This window comes from Pseudomonas putida (assembly GCF_028682635.1).
Classification (GTDB): Bacteria; Pseudomonadota; Gammaproteobacteria; order Pseudomonadales; family Pseudomonadaceae; genus Aquipseudomonas; species Aquipseudomonas putida_AE.
In genome coordinates this window covers 1-17,660 of sequence record NZ_JANHLK010000035.1, presented here as the reverse complement: position 1 = coordinate 17,660, position 17,660 = coordinate 1, and the positions used below count along the sequence as shown (strand labels likewise).

Here is a 17,660-nt window from a genome sequence, read left to right as displayed (position 1 = left end):
CACCTCTGTTATGACGCAGCGGATCCAATCTATAAATAGTAGTCACGCAATACCCCGTGAATATAATCATTCACGATAAACTGGCATCAGTTCATCGCGGCCAGCTTGTTGCCGCCACTGTCCCACCCTCCCCCCAGCGCCTTGTAGATCGCCACGATCCCCCGGTACTGATCGACTTCACCCTGGGCCTGGGCATCCTCCGCATTCAAGCGCTCGCGCTCGGCATCGAGCAGCACCAGGTAATCCACCGACCCTTCCTTGTACTGGATCGCCGCCAGACTGGCCGCCGCGCGGCTCGACTCGCTCTGCTTGATCAACGACAACAATCGCTGCTGGCGTTTGCCATAGTCGCTGAAGGCGTTCTCCGACTCTTCCAGCGCCAGCAGCACTTGCTGTTCATACGTGGCCAGGGCGCCTTCGGCGTCGGCGTTGGCGCCGCGAATGCGGGCGCGCACGCTGCCCAGGTCAAAGGTGGCCCAGGTAATGCTCGGGCCCAGGCTCCAGGCTCGGGCGGCGCTGGAGCCGATCTGCGAACCGCGCCCGGCGGTGAAGCCAAGGAAGCCGCTGAGGCTGACACGGGGAAACAGGTCGGCAGTGGCCACGCCGACATCCGCCGTCGCCGACGCCAGCCTGCGTTCGGCCGCCAGCACATCGGGACGCCGCTGCAACAACTCGCCGGGATCACCGATCGGCAGCGCCTTGGCGATGGCCGGCAGGTCCGCCGGGCTCAAGGACACGCTCAGTTGCTCCGGGCGTTCACCGAGCAAGGTGGCGATGCGGTTTTTCTCCCGGACCTGCTCCGCTTGCAGCTGCGGTACGCTCGCCTCCACCGCGGCCAGGCGCGCGTCGGCGCGCACCACATCGAGTTCGTTGCCGACCCCGGCATCGCGCAGGCTCACGGTGACGCTGCGCGAATCGCTCTGGTTCTTCAGGTTGGCCAGGGCGATTTTCTCCCGCAGTTGAGCGCCGCGCAGTTGACCGTAGGCATCCACCAGCTCGGCGATCATCGACACCCGCAGCTGGTAGAGATCCGCCGCCGCGGCGTCTTCCCGCGCATCGCTCGATTCGAGCTGACGCTGGATGCGCCCGAACAGATCAATCTCCCAGGCCATGTCCAGCCCCAGGTCGTAGCGCTCCAGGTTGACCCGGTGCTCGGTCTGCCCTGGCACCTGCGCACGCCCTTGCTCACTGCTGACGCGGCTGGTGACCACGGGCAGATTGTCGTTGCTGACATCGTCACGAATAGCCCGGGCGGCTTTCCAGCGGGCAAACGCCACCCGCAGGTCGCGGTTGCCTTCCAGGGACTTGCTCACCAACTGGTTCAGCGTGGGGTCGTCGAACTGCTGCCACCACAGGCGCTCGAAACGCGCCTGATCGTAGTTGGCCGCCTTGGCATAAACGCTGACCGCTCGCGGGGTGTCGGGGGTCTTGTAGTCTGGCCCGACCGTGCACGCCGCCAGTGCCGTCACCAGGAGACTCGGCAAAAACAACTTCAGGGCTTTCATGGTTGCACCTCCAGGTTCAGTGCATTGGCGCGTTTGCGCGCTTGCTTGCGTTCGATGTAGCGGCGAATCAGGACAAAGAACACCGGCGTCAGCAGCAGGCCGAAGAAGGTCACCCCGAGCATTCCGGAGAACACCGCTACCCCCATGGCCCGGCGCATTTCCGAGCCGGCGCCGGTGGACGTCACCAGCGGCACCACGCCCATGATGAAGGCGAACGAGGTCATGAGGATCGGCCGCAGCCGCATGCGGCAGGCGTCGAGCACGGCGTCCAGCGGCGACAGGCCCTGGGCCTGTCGGTCCTTGGCGAACTCGACGATCAGGATCGCGTTCTTGCACGCCAGGCCCACCAGGACGATCAGGCCGATCTGGGTGAAGATGTTGTTGTCGCCCTTGGAAATGATCACCCCGGCAATCGCCGACAGCAGGGTCATCGGCACGATCAGGATCACCGCCAGCGGCAGGCTCCAGCTTTCATACAGTGCGGCCAGCACCAGGAACGCCAGCAGCACGCAGAGCGGGAACACCAGCAGCGCCGTGTTGCCGGACAGGATCTGTTGGTAGGTCAGGTCGGTCCACTCGTAGGTCATGCCGTTGGGCAGTTCTTCCTTGAGCAGTTTCTCGATGGCTTTCTGGGCCTGGCCGGAGCTGTAGCCGGGGGCTGCACTGCCATTGATCTCCGCAGTGACGAAACCGTTGTAGTGCGAGACCCGGTCCGGCCCCGACGTCGGGCTGACCTTGACGAAGGTCGCCAGCGGAACCATCTCGCCGCGATCGTTGCGCACCTTCAACTGGCCGATCTGCTCCGGCTCCTGGCGGAACTGTTGCTCGGCCTGCACATTGACCTGGTAGGTGCGGCCAAAACGGTTGAAGTCGTTGGCGTACAGCGAGCCCAGGTACACCTGCAAGGTGTCGAAAATGTCGTTGATCTTCACGCCGTGGGTCTTGGCCTTTTCCCGGTCGATGGCCGCTTCCACTTGCGGCACGTTGACCGTGTAGCTGGTGAACAGGTTGGCCAGTTCCGGAACGCTGCGGCTCTTGGCGATGATGTTCATGGTTTCTTTGTACAGCTCTTCGTAGCCGAGGTTGCCGCGGTCCTCGATCTGCAGGCGGAAACCGCCGATGGTGCCCAGGCCCTGGACGGGTGGTGGCGGGAACACGGCGATGTAGGCGTCCTGGATGTCGCCGAACTTGGCGTTGAGCGACGCGGAAATCGCCCCGGCGGACAAGCTCGGGTCTTTGCGCTCATCGAACGGGCGCAAGCCGATGAAGGCGATGCCGGCGTTCGGGCTGTTGGTGAAACCGTTGATCGACAGCCCGGGAAATGCCACGGCACTGTCGAACCCCGGCTCGTTGATGGCGATGGTGCTCATGCGGCGGATCACCGATTCGGTGCGATCCAGGCTCGCCGCGTCCGGCAGCTGGGCGAAGGTCACCAGGTACTTCTTGTCCTGGGTCGGCACGAATCCGGTCGGCGTGGTGCTGAAGCCCATATAGGTCATGCCGATCAGGCCGGCGTACACCAGCAAGGCCACGCTGCTGCCGCGAATGATCTTGGCCACGGCAACCACGTAGCCATGGCTGGCCTTGTCGAAAAAGCGGTTGAAGGGTTTGAACAGCCAACCGCCGAGCAAGCGATCCAGCACTTTCGAGAAGCGGTCTTTCGGCGCGCCGTGGGCCTTGAGCAGCACCGCTGCCAGCGCTGGCGACAAGGTCAGGGAGTTGAAGGCCGAGATCACCGTGGAGATGGCGATAGTCAGGGCGAACTGTTTATAGAACTGCCCGGTGAGCCCGGAAATGAACGCCGCCGGCACAAACACCGCGCACAACACCAGCGCCGTGGCGATGATCGGGCCGGTCACCTCGCCCATGGCCTTCTGGGTGGCCTCGACCGGCTCCAGGCCCGATTCGATATTGCGCTCGACGTTCTCCACCACCACGATCGCATCATCCACCACGATGCCGATGGCCAGCACCAGGCCGAACAGCGACAGCGCATTGAGGGAGAAACCGAGCAGGTGCATCACGGCAAAGGTGCCGATCAGCGACACCGGCACCGCCACCAGCGGAATGATCGAAGCGCGCCAGGTCTGCAGGAACAGGATCACTACCAGCACCACCAGGATCAGGGCTTCGAACAGGGTGTGAACCACCGCTTCGATCGAGCTGCGCACGAAGATGGTCGGGTCGTAGACGATCTCGTAGTCCATGCCTTGGGGGAAGTTTTTCTTCAGCTCGGCCATCTTCGCCCGCACCTGGTCGGAGATGTCGATGGCGTTGGACCCCGGGCGCTGGAAGATCGGCATGGCCACCGCTTCCTGGTTGTTGAGCAGCGCCCGCAGTGCGTACTGGTTGGATCCCAGCTCGACCCGGGCAATGTCCTTGAGGCGGGTGATCTCGCCGTTCGGGCCACTGCGGATGATCACATTTTCGAACTCTTGCTCGGTGACCAGCCGGCCTTGGGAATTGATCGACATCTGGAAGTGGGTGGCATTCGGCGCCGGCGGCGAACCCAGGGCACCGGCCGCGACCTGGCGGTTCTGCTCGCGCACCGCGTTGACCACGTCGGTGGCGGTCAGGTTGCGCGAGGCGGTCTTGTCCGGATCGAGCCAGATACGCAGGGAGTAGTCACCGATACCGAACATCTTCACATCGCCGATGCCGTCCAGGCGCGACAGCTCATCCTTGACGTTGAGGATCGCGTAGTTGGACAGGTACAGCATGTCGTAGCGCTTGTCCGGCGACACCAGGTGCACCAGCAAGGTCAATTCAGGCGAGGCCTTGTCCACGGTGATGCCGATGCGCGTCACTTCTTCCGGCAATTTCGGCTCGGTGCGGGTCACGCGGTTCTGCACCTGGACCTGGGCGTTATCCAGGTCGGTGCCCAGGGCGAAGGTCACGGTCAGCGTCAAACGCCCGTCCGCCGTCGACTGCGAGGACATGTACAGCATGTTCTCGACGCCGGTGATGGCTTGCTCCAACGGCGCCGCCACGGTTTCGCCGATGACCTTGGGGTTGGCCCCCGGGTAATTGGCGTGAACCACCACGGTCGGCGGCACCACTTCGGGGTATTCGCTGATCGGCAACTGGAACAGCGAGATGGCGCCCGCGATCAGGATCAGCAGCGACAGCACCGCGGCGAAGATCGGCCGCGTGATGAAGAACTGTGAGAATTTCATGTCGGTGCTCCCTTATCCGCGAGGGCTGGCAGGCGCATCCGTTTTCACCAGGGCTGGTGATTTGACGGAGGCGGAGGATGGGCTTGCGGGTTGATTGCCTGCCTCAACGGCCTGGCGTTGGCGGGCCAGTGTCGCCACCGTTTCCGGGTCGGCCATGGGCGCGTCCTGCGGGGCGACCACGGCACCGGGACGGACCCGCTGCAGGCCGTTGATGATGATGCGGTCGTCCTTCTGCAATCCGCTGCGCACGATGCGCAGGCCTTCAAGCTTGGGGCCCAGGTCGACGCTGCGGTACACCGCCTTGTTGTCCTGATCGATGACCAGCACGAACCTCTTGCCAAGGTCGGTGCCCACCGCCTCGTCCTTGATCAGCAGGCCGGCATAGGCGGCGCTGCCCACCAGTTTCAGCCGGGCGTACAACCCGGGGGTGTATTGGCCGTCGGCGTTGTCGAACACCGCACGCCCACGGATGGTCCCGGTCTTGGGATTGACCTGGTTGTCGACGAAATTCATCTGCCCCAGGTGACTGTTGCCCTCTTCGTTCGAAAGGCCCATGTACACCGGCGTGCTCTGGCCGCGCTGGCCCTGGCGGGAGAGCTGGCCGTACTTGAGGAACAGGCGCTCGTCGGCATCGAAGTAGGCGTACACCTTGTCGCTGGAGACCACGCTGGTGAGCGGCGTGGTATCGGCGGTGACGATGTTGCCGGCGGTGATTTCCGCGCGGCTGACACGGCCGCTGATCGGCGCGGTGACGCGGGTGAAGCTCAGGTTCAGCCGGGCAAGGTCGAGCTGCGCCTGGATCGCATCGACACCGGCCTTGGCCTCTTGTGCGGTGGTGGTGCGGCTGTCGGCCAGTTCGGCGGAAATCGCATTGCTGCCGAGCAAGCGCTGCCCGCGCTGCGCTTCATTGGCGGTGCGCAGCAGCGTCGCCCGGGCTTGTTGCAACTGGGCCTGGAAACGCTCGACCTCGTGCTCGAAGGGCCGCGGATCGATCTGGAACAACAGGTCCCCCTTCTTCACCAACGCACCGTCGGTAAAGGCGACCCGTTCAATCTGTCCTGATACCCGTGGACGGACCTCGACGGTTTCCGGGGCTTCCAGTCGTGCGGTCACCTCGTCCCATTCGGTAATAGGCTGCTCGATGACCTTGGCCACAGTCACGTGCGGCGCCCCCGGTGCATTGGCGGCGACAGGCGCACGATCGCAAGCGGCAAGCATCGTGAGTGCCAATGCGGCAAGTGGATAACGCAGAGGTTTGAGGGACTGTTCCATGGAGTATCCGCCTTGAGCATTGTTTTTGATGATAGCCATCATGTATAAGGGCAAAAAAAGAGATTTGGCCGTCACACATTTGCGCCAACAATATATGACGGCTATCATAATTACTAGCTTCTCAGCGACGACTTGCCAAGGGCCATGCCCACCGGCCACAGGAGCACCCCATGAAAGTGACGAAAGACAAGGCTGCGGCCAACAAGGAGGCGATCCTCACGGCCGCCTCCCGGCTGTACCGCGAGAAAGGCATCGACGGGATCGGCATCGGCGAACTGTCCCGTTCGGTCGGGCTGACCCACGGCGGGTTCTACGGGCAGTTTCCAGGCGGCAAGGAGCAGCTGGCTTGCGAGGCCGTCAGCAGGACGTTCGAGACCAACATTCAACAATGGCAGGACGCCAAATCGATTCCCGAGCTGGTCAAGGGTTACCTGACCCAGAAGCACCTGGACAACTGGACCGAGGGCTGCCCGATTCCCGCCCTGGCGACCGATGTCGCGCGTACCGGCGGCGCGGTCAGCCAGTCCTTCACCAAGGGCATCGAGCGCTTGATCGAGATACTGATGCCATTGGTGGAGGGCGAAAACCCGGAGGAAAAACACCAGGAAGCGTTGCGGGTCATTGCCTCGATTGCCGGTGCCATGCTCGTTGCCAGGGCCTTGGATAAGCCGGAGCTGTCCCAGCAGTTCCTGACCTCGGTGATCAATGCATGGCCGGGCTCCTTGTAGGAGCGAGCTTGCTCGCGAAGGTCGTCAACGATAATGCGTGCTGCCTGAAAGGACGCGTTATCGTTGGCGACCATCGTCGGAACGCCGCCCGGAGCAAGCTCGCTCCTACAGGGGTCAGACCGTGGGTTGCACCGCCACCTTCTCTCGTCCCTTGAACGCCAGGGAAAAACAGAAAAAGATCGCCAGGGCAAACCCTGCCGGGAACAGCCAGATGCTTTTCCAGTCATGGCTACCCGCCGTCGCGGCGTAGTGGTCGGTCACCTGCCCCGCCACCCAGAAACCGATCAGCATGCCCAAGCCGTAGGTCGCCAGGGTGATCAAGCCCTGGGCGGAACTCCTGAAGCGCTCGGAAGCCTTGGCGTCGGTGTAGATCTGTCCGGAAACGAAGAAGAAGTCATAGCAGATGCCGTGCAAGGCGATGCCGGTGAACAGCATGAAAGCCAGGTCGCCGTTGTTGCCATAGGCGAACAACAGGTAGCGCAAGGCCCAGGCCAGCATCCCCACCAGCAGTGCAAGCTTGATCCCGAAGCGATGAATGAACAGAGGCAGAAGCAGCATGAACAGTACTTCGGAGACTTGCCCGATGGCCATTTTTGCCGTGGGGTTGGTCACGCCGATTTCCGCCAGGAACGGGTTGGCGTTCTGGTAGTAGAACGCCAGCGGAATGCAGATCAGGATGGAGGCGATGAAGAACACCAGATAACTGCGATCCTTGAGCAAACCCAGGGCATCCAGCCCGAGCATCTGCTTGAGGCCGCCGTTCGCTTCGCCTTTGAGCGGTGCGGTGCGCGGCAAGGTGAAGCTGTAGAGGCCCAGCAGCAGTGACGCAATCGCCGACATCAGGAAGGTGTTGCGCAACCCGCCTGACGAAATTGCCGCTTGTGAATCCCAGGCAAACACGAAGCTGATCACCACGCCGGCGACGATCCAGCCGATGGTGCCCCACACGCGGATGCGCGAGAACTCCAGCGCCGGGTCGCTCATCTGGCGGAACGCGACGGAATTGACCAGGGCCAGGGTCGGCATGTAGATCATCATGTAGGCCAGCACGAACGGATAGAAGGTGCTGAAGTCCGGTGCGCGATACAGCTGATACAGCAACACCGCGCCCACCAGGTGCAACACGGCGAGAATGCGCTCGGCATTGAAGAAGCGATCGGCAATCAGACCTATCACGAACGGCGCGATGATCGCCCCCCATGACTGGGTCGAGAACGCCATGCCGATCTGCCCGCCAGTGGCGCCCAGATTGCTGGCGAGAAAAGTACCGAGGGTGACGAACCAGCCACCCCAGATAAAGAACTGCAGGAACATCATTGCGCTTAATCGCGCGGTCATCGTGGTCATGACAGTCACCGTCTTATTGTTGTTTTTGTGCGAGAGAAATGCGTTCAGGCGTCAGTTAGCCCCAACAATCGTCGATTGAAAGCGGCGTCTGACGACACGCTGGCGAAATCGTCGAAAGCCTTTCGGGTCTTGCTGATCATGTGTCGCTCGATGAACGCCGCCCCTTCTGCGGCGCCCTGCGCAGAGTCCTTCAGGCAGCATTCCCACTCCAGCACGGCCCACCCGGCGAAGTCGTATTGGGTCAGTTTGCTGAAGATCGATTTGAAATCGATCTGGCCATCGCCCAATGAGCGGAAACGCCCCGGCCGCTCGACCCAGCCCTGATAACCGCCGTAGACCCCGGAACGGGCATCGGGCCGGAACTCGGCGTCCTTGACGTGGAACATGCGGATGCGTTCGTGGTAGCGGTCGATGAAGCCCAGGTAGTCCATTTGCTGCAGCAGCAGGTGGCTCGGGTCATACAGGATCGCCGCGCGGGGATGGTGATCGACCGCCTCCAGGAAGCGCTCGAAGGAAGCGCCGTCGTGCAGGTCTTCGCCGGGGTGAATCTCGTAGCACAGGTCGACGCCGGCCTCTTCGAAACAATCAAGGATCGGCAACCAGCGCTTGGCCAGTTCCTCGAAACCCTGCTCGACCAGGCCACTCGGGCGCTGCGGCCATGGGTAGATGTAGGGCCAGAGCAGCGCGCCGGAAAAGGTCGCGTGGGCTTTAAGGCCCAAGCGCTGACTGGCGCGAGCCGCCAGCTTCAATTGGTCGATGGCCCAGTCGGTGCGTGCCTGGGGTTGGCCGCGCAAATGTGCCGGTGCGAAGTCATCGAACAGCGTGTCGAACGCCGGATGTACCGCCACCAATTGGCCTTGAAGATGGGTCGAGAGTTCACTGATTTCGACGCCTTCCCGGGCGCAGACGGCTTTCAGTTCATCGCAGTAATCCTGATCTTCGGCGGCGCGCGCAAGGTCGATGAACTGCGTGCCCAGGGTCGGCAATTGAATGGCCTTGTAACCCTGGGAGGCCGCCCAGTGGGCGATGTTGGCCAGGGTATCGAAAGGTGCTTCGGCGGACATGAACTGCGCGAGGAAAATCCCCGGGCCACGCATGCCGGTTTGAGTAAGGTCGGTCATGGGAGTCTCCAGAGTCATGGGGTGCAGACCAGTTCGGTCCACTTGGCGTCGCCACGATGGTTGGCGATCACGGTCTCGATGAACGCCATGCCGCGCAGGCCGACGTCGATCCCGGGCACCCCGGGAGCATCGTGCCCCGCGACATTGCCACGGATGGCGCGGGCAAAATCGCCGTAGAGATTGGCCATGGCTTCGAGATAGCCTTCGGGATGCCCGGCCGGCAAACGCATGCGCTCGCTGGCGGCTGCGCACAGCCACGGCTGGCCGACGCCGGAGCGCAGGATGCGCATGGGTTGATCGAGGGCACGGTGGATCAGGCTGGCAGGTTCTTCCTGCCGCCATTCCAGCCCGCCCTTGTCGCCATAGACGCGGATTTTCAGCGGGTTTTCTTCGCCGGCGCAGACCTGGCTGGCGATCAACACGCCGCTGGCGCCGCCGGCCATCTTGAACAGCATCGAGGCGTCATCGTCCAGCTGACGGCCGGCGATATGAACGCCCAACATTGCGCACAGGTGCTGGATCGGTTGATCCGCGACGAACTCGGCCAGGGAGAAGGCATGGGTGCCGATGTCACCAATGCAGCCGCCCAAACCGGACTGTTCAGGGCTGTCACGCCATTGCGCCTGCTTGTTGCCTTGCCCGGCCACATCCTGGCTGAGCCAGCCCTGGGGGTACTCGACAATGACTTTGCGCACCGCACCGATCACGCCGCTGCGCACCATGTCGCGCGCCTGCCAGACCATGGGGTAGCCCAGGTACGTATGGGCCAGGCCGTAGAGGCGGCCGCTGCGTTCGACCACGTCCTTGAGTGCGAGCAATTCGGCCAGGTTCAGCGCCGCGGGCTTTTCACTGAACACATGAAAACCCGCGCTCAGCGCCTGGCTGGCGATCGGCGCGTGCAAGTGGTTGGGCGTGACGATCACCAGCAGCTCCATGCGCTGCTCGGCGGGCAATACACGCTCGGCCTCGAGCATCTGCTGCCAGTCGCTGTAGCAGCGCGAGGCCGGCAAGCCCAATGCTGCGCCAGTGTTCCGGTTGTTCTGTGCATCGCGACTGAACGCGCCGCACACCAGTTCAAAACGGCCATCGAGGCCGGCGGCCTGGCGGTGGGCTTGAGCAATGAATGCGCCCTCGCCGCCCCCGACAAAGCCCATTCTTGTTTTTGGTATTGCAGCGTTCATCGCAATGTTCTCTGTTGGAAGCGGCTTTTCAAACTTGAATCCCGACTATGATGTAACCGGTTACATCGTGGCGGAAATTTAGGCTCAGTTTCGTTGCCTGTCAAACCCCGGATTAGGATCCATTAATATTTCAGCCCAAGGCTAACTGCGTTAAGCTCGCCGCCCGCGCGGTTCGATAACGAGGTGATTTTGTCCAATATCCGTGAAGTAGCCCGGCTGGCCGGCGTCTCGGTGGCCACGGTGTCCAGAACCCTGAAATCGCCTGAGCGTGTGCTTCCCGAGACACGGGACAAGGTCAACGCGGCCGTGGAACAGGCCGGCTACAGGCCGAACCTGATGGCGGTGCAGTTTCGCTCGCGCCGCACCGGCAACCTGGTGATCCTGGTGCCCGCCATCGCCAACACTTTTTTTGCCCGGGTCATCAGCGGCGCGCAACAGGCGGCGCAGGCGGCCAACTATCGGCTGCTGCTGTGCGACACCCAGGGCCGTGAAGAGATCGAACGGGAATTCGCCGAGCTGGTGTACAACCATCAGGCTGACGGCGTGATCCAGTTGCGTGCCTTCGACCCGTTCGAGGCGCCCTTCCCCAACGTCGAGTTGCCGCCCATCGTCAACGCCTGCGAGGTGATTCAAGGCGGCCGTCATCCGACCATCAGCCTGGACAATCGCGCGGCCGCCAAGGCCATGACCGAACACCTGATCGAACTGGGCCACCGCCGGATCGGCCTGATCAAGGGCCCGAAAAGCAGCCCGCTGACCCGCGATCGCGTGGCTGGTTATCAGGATGCCTTGCGTCAGGCCGGCATCGATTGCGACCCGGCGCTGATCTGCCATGGAGATTTCAGCCTGAAGGCCGGTGATGACGGCGCAGCCGCCATGCTGGACCTGCCCGAGCGTCCCACTGCGCTGTTTTGCGAAAACGATGAAATGGCCATCGGCGCGTTGAAACGCATCAAGCAACAGGGTTTACGGGTACCCGAGGACATTTCGCTGGTCGGCTTTGACGACATTCCCTTCGCAAAGTACTGCGACCCACCGCTGACGACCATCGCGCAACCCGCCGAAGTCTTCGGCCAGAAAGCCGTCGAGATGTTGATTGCGCTGATCGAAAAGAAACCGCTGGTACAGCGGCATGTGGTGTTGCCGTTCGAACTGACGTTGCGCGGCAGTACCGCGGTGGTGCGACAGGAAACTTAGAAGAAGACTGATAGCGCTTTCGCTAGCAGGCCACTCCCACAAGAGGGTCTGTGTCGGCCATCTATTTCGTGTTCACTGAAGATACAACTGTGCGAGCCTGCTCGCGATGGCGGTGGGTCAGTCGACATCCATGTTCAATGTACCGGCCTCTTCGCGAGCAGGCTCGCTCCCACAGGGGAACTTCTTCGTGCCTGGTTTTTGAGTTCACTGAAGATCAAGTGTGGGAGCGAGCCTGCTCGCGATGGCGGTGAGTCAGTCGCCATCCATGCTCAATGTACCGGCCTCTTCGCGAGCAGGCTCGGTCCCACAGTGGATCTGCTTCGTGCCTGGTTTGTGAATTCACTGAAGATCAAGTGTGGGAGCGAGCCTGCTCGCGATTGCGGTGGCTCAGTCGACATCCATGCTCAATGTGCCGGCCTCTTCGCGAGCAAGCTCGCTCCCACAGTGGATCTGCTTCGTGCCTGGTTTTTGAGTTCACTGTGGATCAGTGTGGGAGCGAGCTTGCTCGCGATGGCGGTGGGTCAGTCGACTTCCATGCTGAATGTACCGGCCTTATCGCGAGCAAGCTCGCATACAGTGGATTTGCTTGCACCGATGGGAGGGGTTGCGGGGCTTGGTTAAAGGCACTCCTGAGCAGCACGTTCAAGCCGCGATGGCCCGAACGTCGAGGCCAGCAACGTGCGTTCGTACAGGAACACCTTGCCGCCATTCGAGGCCTTGTAGGCTTCGAGCACATCGTCGGCGGCGACCTTGCTCGAAACGACGATTCGATAGCTGCGCTGGGTCTGCGAAATCGTTGCGCTCAGTGCGTCTTCCTGCAATTTCGGCAAGACACACTGGGCGTAGTCCGCCGGTGCCTTTTTCGTCTGCAGGGTCAGTGTCGGGTTATTGGGTGCAGAAGCACACCCGGACAGCAGCAAGGGGGCGATCAGCGCCAGTCGAGTCAGCATCTTCATCACAGGGTTCCGCAAGGCGTTTTTGATGCACGCCATGCTCCCTGTTTGCCGGCAGCAACAGAACTTGTGATGGATGATTGTGACTATCAGTGCAACGAATAGTCGCCGTCTTCACTCGGCGGACTTGACCACCGACCCGCGCTTGAATGCCTCCCGTCGTTCCTGGCGCTCCAGGGCATAGGCCGCGCTCGGCTCGCTGCTCAACTCATCACGGCGCAACAGTTCACCACAATGCTCGCACAACGGCCCGAGCCCCGCGGGCTGGCCGCAAGTCTGGTGGGTATAGCTCACAGCCAGGCCCTCTTGCGGCGACTTGCACCAGGTTTCACCCCACGCACGCAACGCCAGCACCACCGAGTAAAACGCCTGCCCCTTGGCCGTGAGGTGGTACTCGTAGCGCGGCGGCCGCTCGTTGTAGGCGCGGCGCTCGACCATGCCGTCCGCCTCCAGGCTTTTCAGGCGGGTCGCGACCATCTGCGGGGTGCCGCCGGTCTGCGCCTGGATCTCATCGTAGCGGTGATTGCGCATGAACAACTCGCGCAACACCAGCACGGTCCAGCGATCACCAACCACGTCTTCGGCCCGGGCAATCGGACACAGGGTTTCAGGACTAGTCTTTTTTAACGCCATACGGGCTTGCCTCTTTCCAAGTGACTATGATTATCATATCTTCACGCTGCCACGGCAAGCCCATGGCAGCGATCCGTCCATCTTCCTGGAGCATTGGTCATGTCCAACACCCCCTACCCGCTGGATCGAACCGCCTACCTGCTGGTCGATCCCTACAACGACTTCCTGTCCGAAGGCGGCAAGATCTTCCCGCTGCTCGAGCCGATCGCCCGGCAAGTCGGCCTGCTCGACAACCTGCGCACCCTCGACCGTACCGTCCGCGCCCTGGACATACCGGTATTCATCGTACCGCACCGGCGCTGGGAACAAGGCGACTACGAGAATTGGGATCACCCAAGCCCCACCCAATGCAAGATCCAGCACATGCACCACTTCGCCCGCGGCGAATGGGGCGGCGAATGGCATCCCGATTTCGCGCCCCAGCCTGGCGACGTCGTCATCCAGGAGCATTGGGGGTCGAGCGGCTTTGCCAACACCGACCTGGATTTTCGCCTCAAGCAGAAAGGCATCACCCACGTGATCATCGTCGGCCTGCTGGCCAACACCTGCATCGAGGCCACCGCCCGCTACGCCCAGGAACTGGGCTACCACGTCACCTTGGTGCGCGACGCCACCGCCGCTTTCAAGCCGGAAATGATGCACGCCGCCCATGAACTGAACGGTCCGACCTTCGCCCATTCGATTGTCACCACCGAGCAACTGATCGCCACCCTCAAGCCGTGAGCACACCATGAAACTGACTGGAAACCTGTTGATCGGCGCCAACGAAGTCGCCGCCAGCGCAGGGACGATGAAGGCGCTGAACCCCGCCAACAATCAGCTGATCGAGCCGGAATTCGCCTTCGGTGGCGCCGCCGAAGTGGACCTGGCGGCGAACCTCGCCGACGCCGCGTTCGACCACTACAGCCACACCTCGCTCGCCGAGCGATCGGCCTTGCTCGAACGCATCGCCGACAATCTGGACGCCGTCGCCCAGCCGCTGGCCGCAAGGGCCGCCCTGGAAACCGGCCTGCCCGAAGCCCAACTGCTGGGCGAAGTGGCCAAGGCCGCGACGCAGTTTCGGCAATTCGCCGAGGTGGTGCGCCGGGGACGCTTCCTCCAGGTGGCCATCGATCCGGCCCAGCCCGAGCGCCAGCCACGCCCGCGCATGGATCATCGCCTGCAGAAAATCGCCCTCGGCCCGGTGGCGGTGTTTGGCGCCAGCAACTTCCCCATCAGCTACTCGGTGGCCGGCGGCGACACCGCCGCGGCGCTGGCGGCGGGCGCGACGGTAGTCGTCAAATCCCACAACGCTCACCCTGGGGCCTCGGAAATCCAGGCCCGGGCCATCCGCAAGGCCGTGCAGGACAGCGGCTTGCCTGAAGGTGTGTTCTCGATGGTGCGCGGCGCGGGCAATGCGATCGGCGAAGCCCTGGTCGACCATCCGTTGATCAAGGCCGTGACCTTCACCGGTTCCGAACAGGGCGGCATGGCCCTGTATCGCCGGGCACAGCTACGCCCTGAGCCGATCCCGGTCTTCACCGAGATGGCCAGCGTCAACCCCACGTTCATCCTGCCCCAGGCACTGGCCGAGCGTGGCGCACAGATCGGCGACGGTTTTATCGAGCGCATGCTGGTCAATGTCGGGCAGGCCTGTCTCAAACCGGCGATCCTGATCGCCATCGCCGGGGCCGGTTACGAGTCCCTGCGCGCGGCCATGATCAGTCGCGTGACGGCGGCACCGGCACGGCCGATGCTGACGCCGGGCATCCATGGGGCGTACTTGAGCGGGCTCGACAGGTTGCACGGTGCTGGCGCCAGGCTGGCTGCCGAAGGCCTAGCCGCCAACGTGGCGCTGGACGGCCAGTCGGCCTTGCTAGAGGTCGACGGCCAACGCTTTCTCAGCGAAACAACCCTTACCGAGGAAGTGTTCGGGCCGGCAGCCCTGCTGGTGAAGGTCGAGGATGAGGCGCAAATGCTCGCGGTCGCCCGGGCTCTGCGCGGACAGCTCAGTGCTGCCATGCACATGGAAGCCGAGGACTTGGCGCTGGCCCGTCGTTTGCTGCCGATCCTGGAGCGGCGCACCGGGCGGATCGTCGTCAACGCCTTTGCCCATCCGCAAGAGGTGTCTTTCGCCAGTGTGCACGGCGGGCCGTTTCCAGCGTCGTCGGACAGCCGTTTCACGTCGGTGGGCATGAGTTCCATCGAGCGTTTTCTGCGGCCGGTGTGCTACCAGGGTTTTCCCGATGAGTTACTGCCCGAGGCACTGCGTGAGGGCAATCCGCTCGGTGTGCCGCGCAGCGTCGACGGTCAATAAGCAGTTTTCGCGCCTGGCAAATTCTAAATGTGGGAGCGGGCTTGCTCCGGGGGCGTTCCGAGGGAGTGTCAGTCGACATCAATTAACCTGACACGCCCTCTTAGCCATCAAGCCCGCTCCACGAGGTTCGATGGTGGATATAAGATCTGTGTCGACGCAAGCCATCATTTAGAAGACACCGCTGGCACATTATCGGACTTGAAAAAACGCAATAACCTGAAACTCCGTCCAACGATCAAACCATTGATGAGCCCAGACCCCAATGACGACCAGGCCACTAACGAAACTTCATTGGCCAGTTCCGGATGCACAGCCTCCTGGTAACCGCTGTAGTAACGCCAGGCGAAGAAGCACCAATACACAATCAGCACTCTGATCGTGCCATCCAGCACCAGCCCCCCACCCTCATGTTTCACGTTGTGGTACGAGTAAAAGCGAAAGGCCAGCAACCACCCAACCAGCAACCCCAGCGCATAAACCGAAAGCGGAACCACAAATCCTTGGGAGATTTTCAGCGAGGTCACGGAAATAGCGACGAATATCGCCGGTGTCAGTATTAACGATTTTTTCGTTTCATAACTCTTGAAGCAGGCAATGACGCCGTAATACGTCACGATAAAAAAAACTGCGTAAACCCATAGTGGTGTGCCACGCAAAATGTCGAGCATAAAAAACCCTTTGGCACTGCCTGTGCCCCCCATTCAATGAGTTATCAAATTATCCACGCTAGGCAACTATCGCAAGTCGGGGAGATCCCACAAAATTGTAGGTAATGGACTAGGACACAGTAATATTGGTCTGAGGACAGGCAACTAACCGGAACGCATCCGCAGGCACCGATGGTAGAGAAGCATGTCTCTGGTTTCTACCCGAGCAAGCTCGTTCCCACAGGTAATCAGGGTCAGGTCAGGAAAAGGTCGTCGCCGCCCCTTCCTACAAGGCAAACACCTGATTCCTTCCATTGCGCTTGGCCTGATACAACCCGTCATCGGCGCGGGTCAGCAGGCTTTCCAGGTTGTCGCCGGGCTGTACGAAGGCGACGCCGAATGACGCGGTCACGGTGTCCAGCACGGTGTCGGTGCTGCGCGCCTTGATCCGCAAGGACTGGACCTTCAGGCGCAGGTGCTCGGCGAAAACACAGGCACTGCCCAGGTCGGCGCAATCGGGCAGGACCACACAGAACTCTTCACCGCCGTAACGCGCCGCGAACGCATTGGCTGGCAACGCCCCGCGCAGCACCTGGGCAACATGCTGCAGCACCCGGTCGCCCAGCGGGTGACCGTACTGATCATTGAATTGCTTGAAGTGGTCGATATCCAGCATCAACAGGGCCACCCCACGGGAAGCCTTGCCCAGCGCCTGTTCCAGCAGGCGGGTGAACGCGGTGCGGTTGAACAGTTCGGTCAGGCCGTCGAGGGTCGCGGCCAGTTGCGCGCGCTGCAGTTTGTCGCGCAGGGTCTTGATTTCGTCCTGTGCCGAGTGCAACTGGGTGAGGAAGTGTTCCTGTTGGCTCTGCATCAGCCGAGTGCTCTGCTGCAGCTCGCTCAAGATGCCCGGCAGGCGGTCATTGGCCGGTTCGTCGAGCATTTCCAGGCACTGCCCCAGGCGGTTCTGGAAGTTGAGGCTGCCTTCCACGCTTTGCGAGACGTCGCGCTCCATGCCATCGACCAGGCTGATGACCTGATGCTGTTCGGCGCGGGCATCTTCCAGCTCGTCACGGATGATGTACTGGCGAAACAGGAGAGTCGCCGACTCTGGCGGGCAACCGTCGAAGTCCCGGACCACGCGGTCCAGGTGACGATTGAGCTCCGGGTCCTGGCCCTGGCTGTAGGTGTACCAGAGGGCGTAGTGCACGGGATTGGGCGGGATGTTATGGCGAACCATCAGCGGCACGGCCTGCTTGAGCAGGGCCGCCGCTTCGCGGGAGTCTTCCGGATACAGCGCTAGGACATTCGCACGCGTTTCTGATGAGCTCATAACGTCACTGTGGTTGTTTATCATGGGCATTTCGGCTGTGCGCTGAGCATACCGATACGCCTGATAAACGGCTATCCCCGCAATGATCCTTGAAACTGCAGGAGCCCGGCTTGCCGGCGAAGGCGTCCTCGAATATTGCAGCGGGCTTTGGGGCCTCTTCGCTGGCAAGCCAGCTCCTACAAAGGTGCGCGGGGCGTTGCGTTGTGGTCGACGCGGACTTGTAGGAGCCCGGCTTGCCGGCGAAGGCGTCCTCGAATATTGCAGCGGGCTTTCG

The 17,660-nt window shown here is 62.1% G+C and carries 14 protein-coding genes; 4 read left to right on the top strand and 10 right to left on the bottom strand.

Features of this window, described 5'->3' with window-relative positions; all coding sequences use genetic code 11:
* Positions 1-86 precede the first annotated feature (86 nt).
* The 3 genes from NPS56_RS27820 to mexE are packed head-to-tail and all read right to left on the bottom strand — an operon-like array spanning position 87 to position 5,953.
* Positions 87-1,505, bottom strand: coding sequence for an efflux transporter outer membrane subunit (locus NPS56_RS27820; RefSeq protein ID WP_274077614.1), 1,419 nt, complete (start codon positions 1,503-1,505; stop codon positions 87-89).
* Entirely contained in the window at positions 1,502-4,681 is a 3,180-nt protein-coding gene (locus NPS56_RS27815; protein ID WP_274077613.1) for an efflux RND transporter permease subunit, read from the bottom strand. Before NPS56_RS27815 ends, NPS56_RS27820 begins: the two co-directional genes overlap by 4 nt.
* 12 nt (positions 4,682-4,693) lie before the next feature.
* Positions 4,694-5,953, bottom strand: a complete 1,260-nt coding sequence (gene mexE, locus NPS56_RS27810) for a multidrug efflux RND transporter periplasmic adaptor subunit MexE (protein WP_274077612.1) — start codon at positions 5,951-5,953, stop codon at positions 4,694-4,696.
* A 170-nt stretch (positions 5,954-6,123) separates the two neighbouring features.
* Between mexE and NPS56_RS27805 the strand changes: the two genes are divergently transcribed.
* Positions 6,124-6,681: a TetR/AcrR family transcriptional regulator gene (locus NPS56_RS27805; RefSeq protein ID WP_274077611.1), complete on the top strand. Its 558-nt coding sequence runs from the start codon at positions 6,124-6,126 to the stop codon at positions 6,679-6,681.
* 114 nt (positions 6,682-6,795) lie between these two features.
* On the opposite strand, the gene NPS56_RS27800 is transcribed toward NPS56_RS27805, so the two are convergent.
* Genes NPS56_RS27800 through NPS56_RS27790 form a run of 3 tightly spaced genes read right to left on the bottom strand, consistent with a single transcriptional unit; the run spans position 6,796 to position 10,330 of the window.
* A complete protein-coding gene (locus NPS56_RS27800; RefSeq protein ID WP_274077610.1) occupies positions 6,796-8,028 on the bottom strand; it encodes a nucleoside permease in 1,233 nt (410 codons plus the stop codon).
* Between the two features lie 44 nt (positions 8,029-8,072).
* Positions 8,073-9,125: a sugar phosphate isomerase/epimerase family protein gene (locus NPS56_RS27795; protein ID WP_274077645.1), complete on the bottom strand. Its 1,053-nt coding sequence runs from the start codon at positions 9,123-9,125 to the stop codon at positions 8,073-8,075.
* 38 nt (positions 9,126-9,163) lie between these two features.
* On the bottom strand, positions 9,164-10,330 hold the full coding sequence (locus tag NPS56_RS27790; protein ID WP_274077609.1) for a Gfo/Idh/MocA family protein: 1,167 nt from the start codon (positions 10,328-10,330) through the stop codon (positions 9,164-9,166).
* A 189-nt stretch (positions 10,331-10,519) separates the two neighbouring features.
* On the opposite strand from NPS56_RS27790, the gene NPS56_RS27785 reads away from it, so the two are divergent.
* The gene (locus NPS56_RS27785) at positions 10,520-11,527 is read left to right on the top strand and encodes a LacI family DNA-binding transcriptional regulator (RefSeq protein WP_274077608.1); all 1,008 of its coding nucleotides are present in this window, start codon (positions 10,520-10,522) and stop codon (positions 11,525-11,527) included.
* A gap of 617 nt (positions 11,528-12,144) precedes the next feature.
* Here NPS56_RS27785 and NPS56_RS27780 read toward each other — a convergent pair.
* Positions 12,145-12,483: a hypothetical protein gene (locus NPS56_RS27780; protein WP_274077607.1), complete on the bottom strand. Its 339-nt coding sequence runs from the start codon at positions 12,481-12,483 to the stop codon at positions 12,145-12,147.
* Positions 12,484-12,594: 111 nt separating this feature from the next.
* The gene (locus NPS56_RS27775) at positions 12,595-13,113 is read right to left on the bottom strand and encodes a winged helix-turn-helix transcriptional regulator (protein ID WP_274077606.1); all 519 of its coding nucleotides are present in this window, start codon (positions 13,111-13,113) and stop codon (positions 12,595-12,597) included.
* Positions 13,114-13,212: 99 nt separating this feature from the next.
* Between NPS56_RS27775 and NPS56_RS27770 the strand changes: the two genes are divergently transcribed.
* On the top strand, positions 13,213-13,836 hold the full coding sequence (locus tag NPS56_RS27770; RefSeq protein ID WP_274077605.1) for an isochorismatase family cysteine hydrolase: 624 nt from the start codon (positions 13,213-13,215) through the stop codon (positions 13,834-13,836).
* A 7-nt stretch (positions 13,837-13,843) separates the two neighbouring features.
* Positions 13,844-15,409 carry an aldehyde dehydrogenase (NADP(+)) gene (locus NPS56_RS27765; protein WP_274077604.1) on the top strand — a complete coding sequence of 522 codons (1,566 nt, stop codon included), beginning with the start codon at positions 13,844-13,846 and terminating at the stop codon, positions 15,407-15,409.
* A 164-nt stretch (positions 15,410-15,573) separates the two neighbouring features.
* Here NPS56_RS27765 and NPS56_RS27760 read toward each other — a convergent pair whose 3' ends face one another.
* Together NPS56_RS27760 and NPS56_RS27755 are read right to left on the bottom strand one after the other, a co-directional pair.
* Complete coding sequence (locus NPS56_RS27760; protein ID WP_274077603.1) at positions 15,574-16,077, bottom strand: hypothetical protein; 504 nt, start codon at positions 16,075-16,077, stop codon at positions 15,574-15,576.
* A 265-nt stretch (positions 16,078-16,342) separates the two neighbouring features.
* The gene (locus NPS56_RS27755; protein ID WP_274077602.1) at positions 16,343-17,386 is read right to left on the bottom strand and encodes a GGDEF domain-containing protein; all 1,044 of its coding nucleotides are present in this window, start codon (positions 17,384-17,386) and stop codon (positions 16,343-16,345) included.
* Positions 17,387-17,660: the final 274 nt, after the last annotated feature.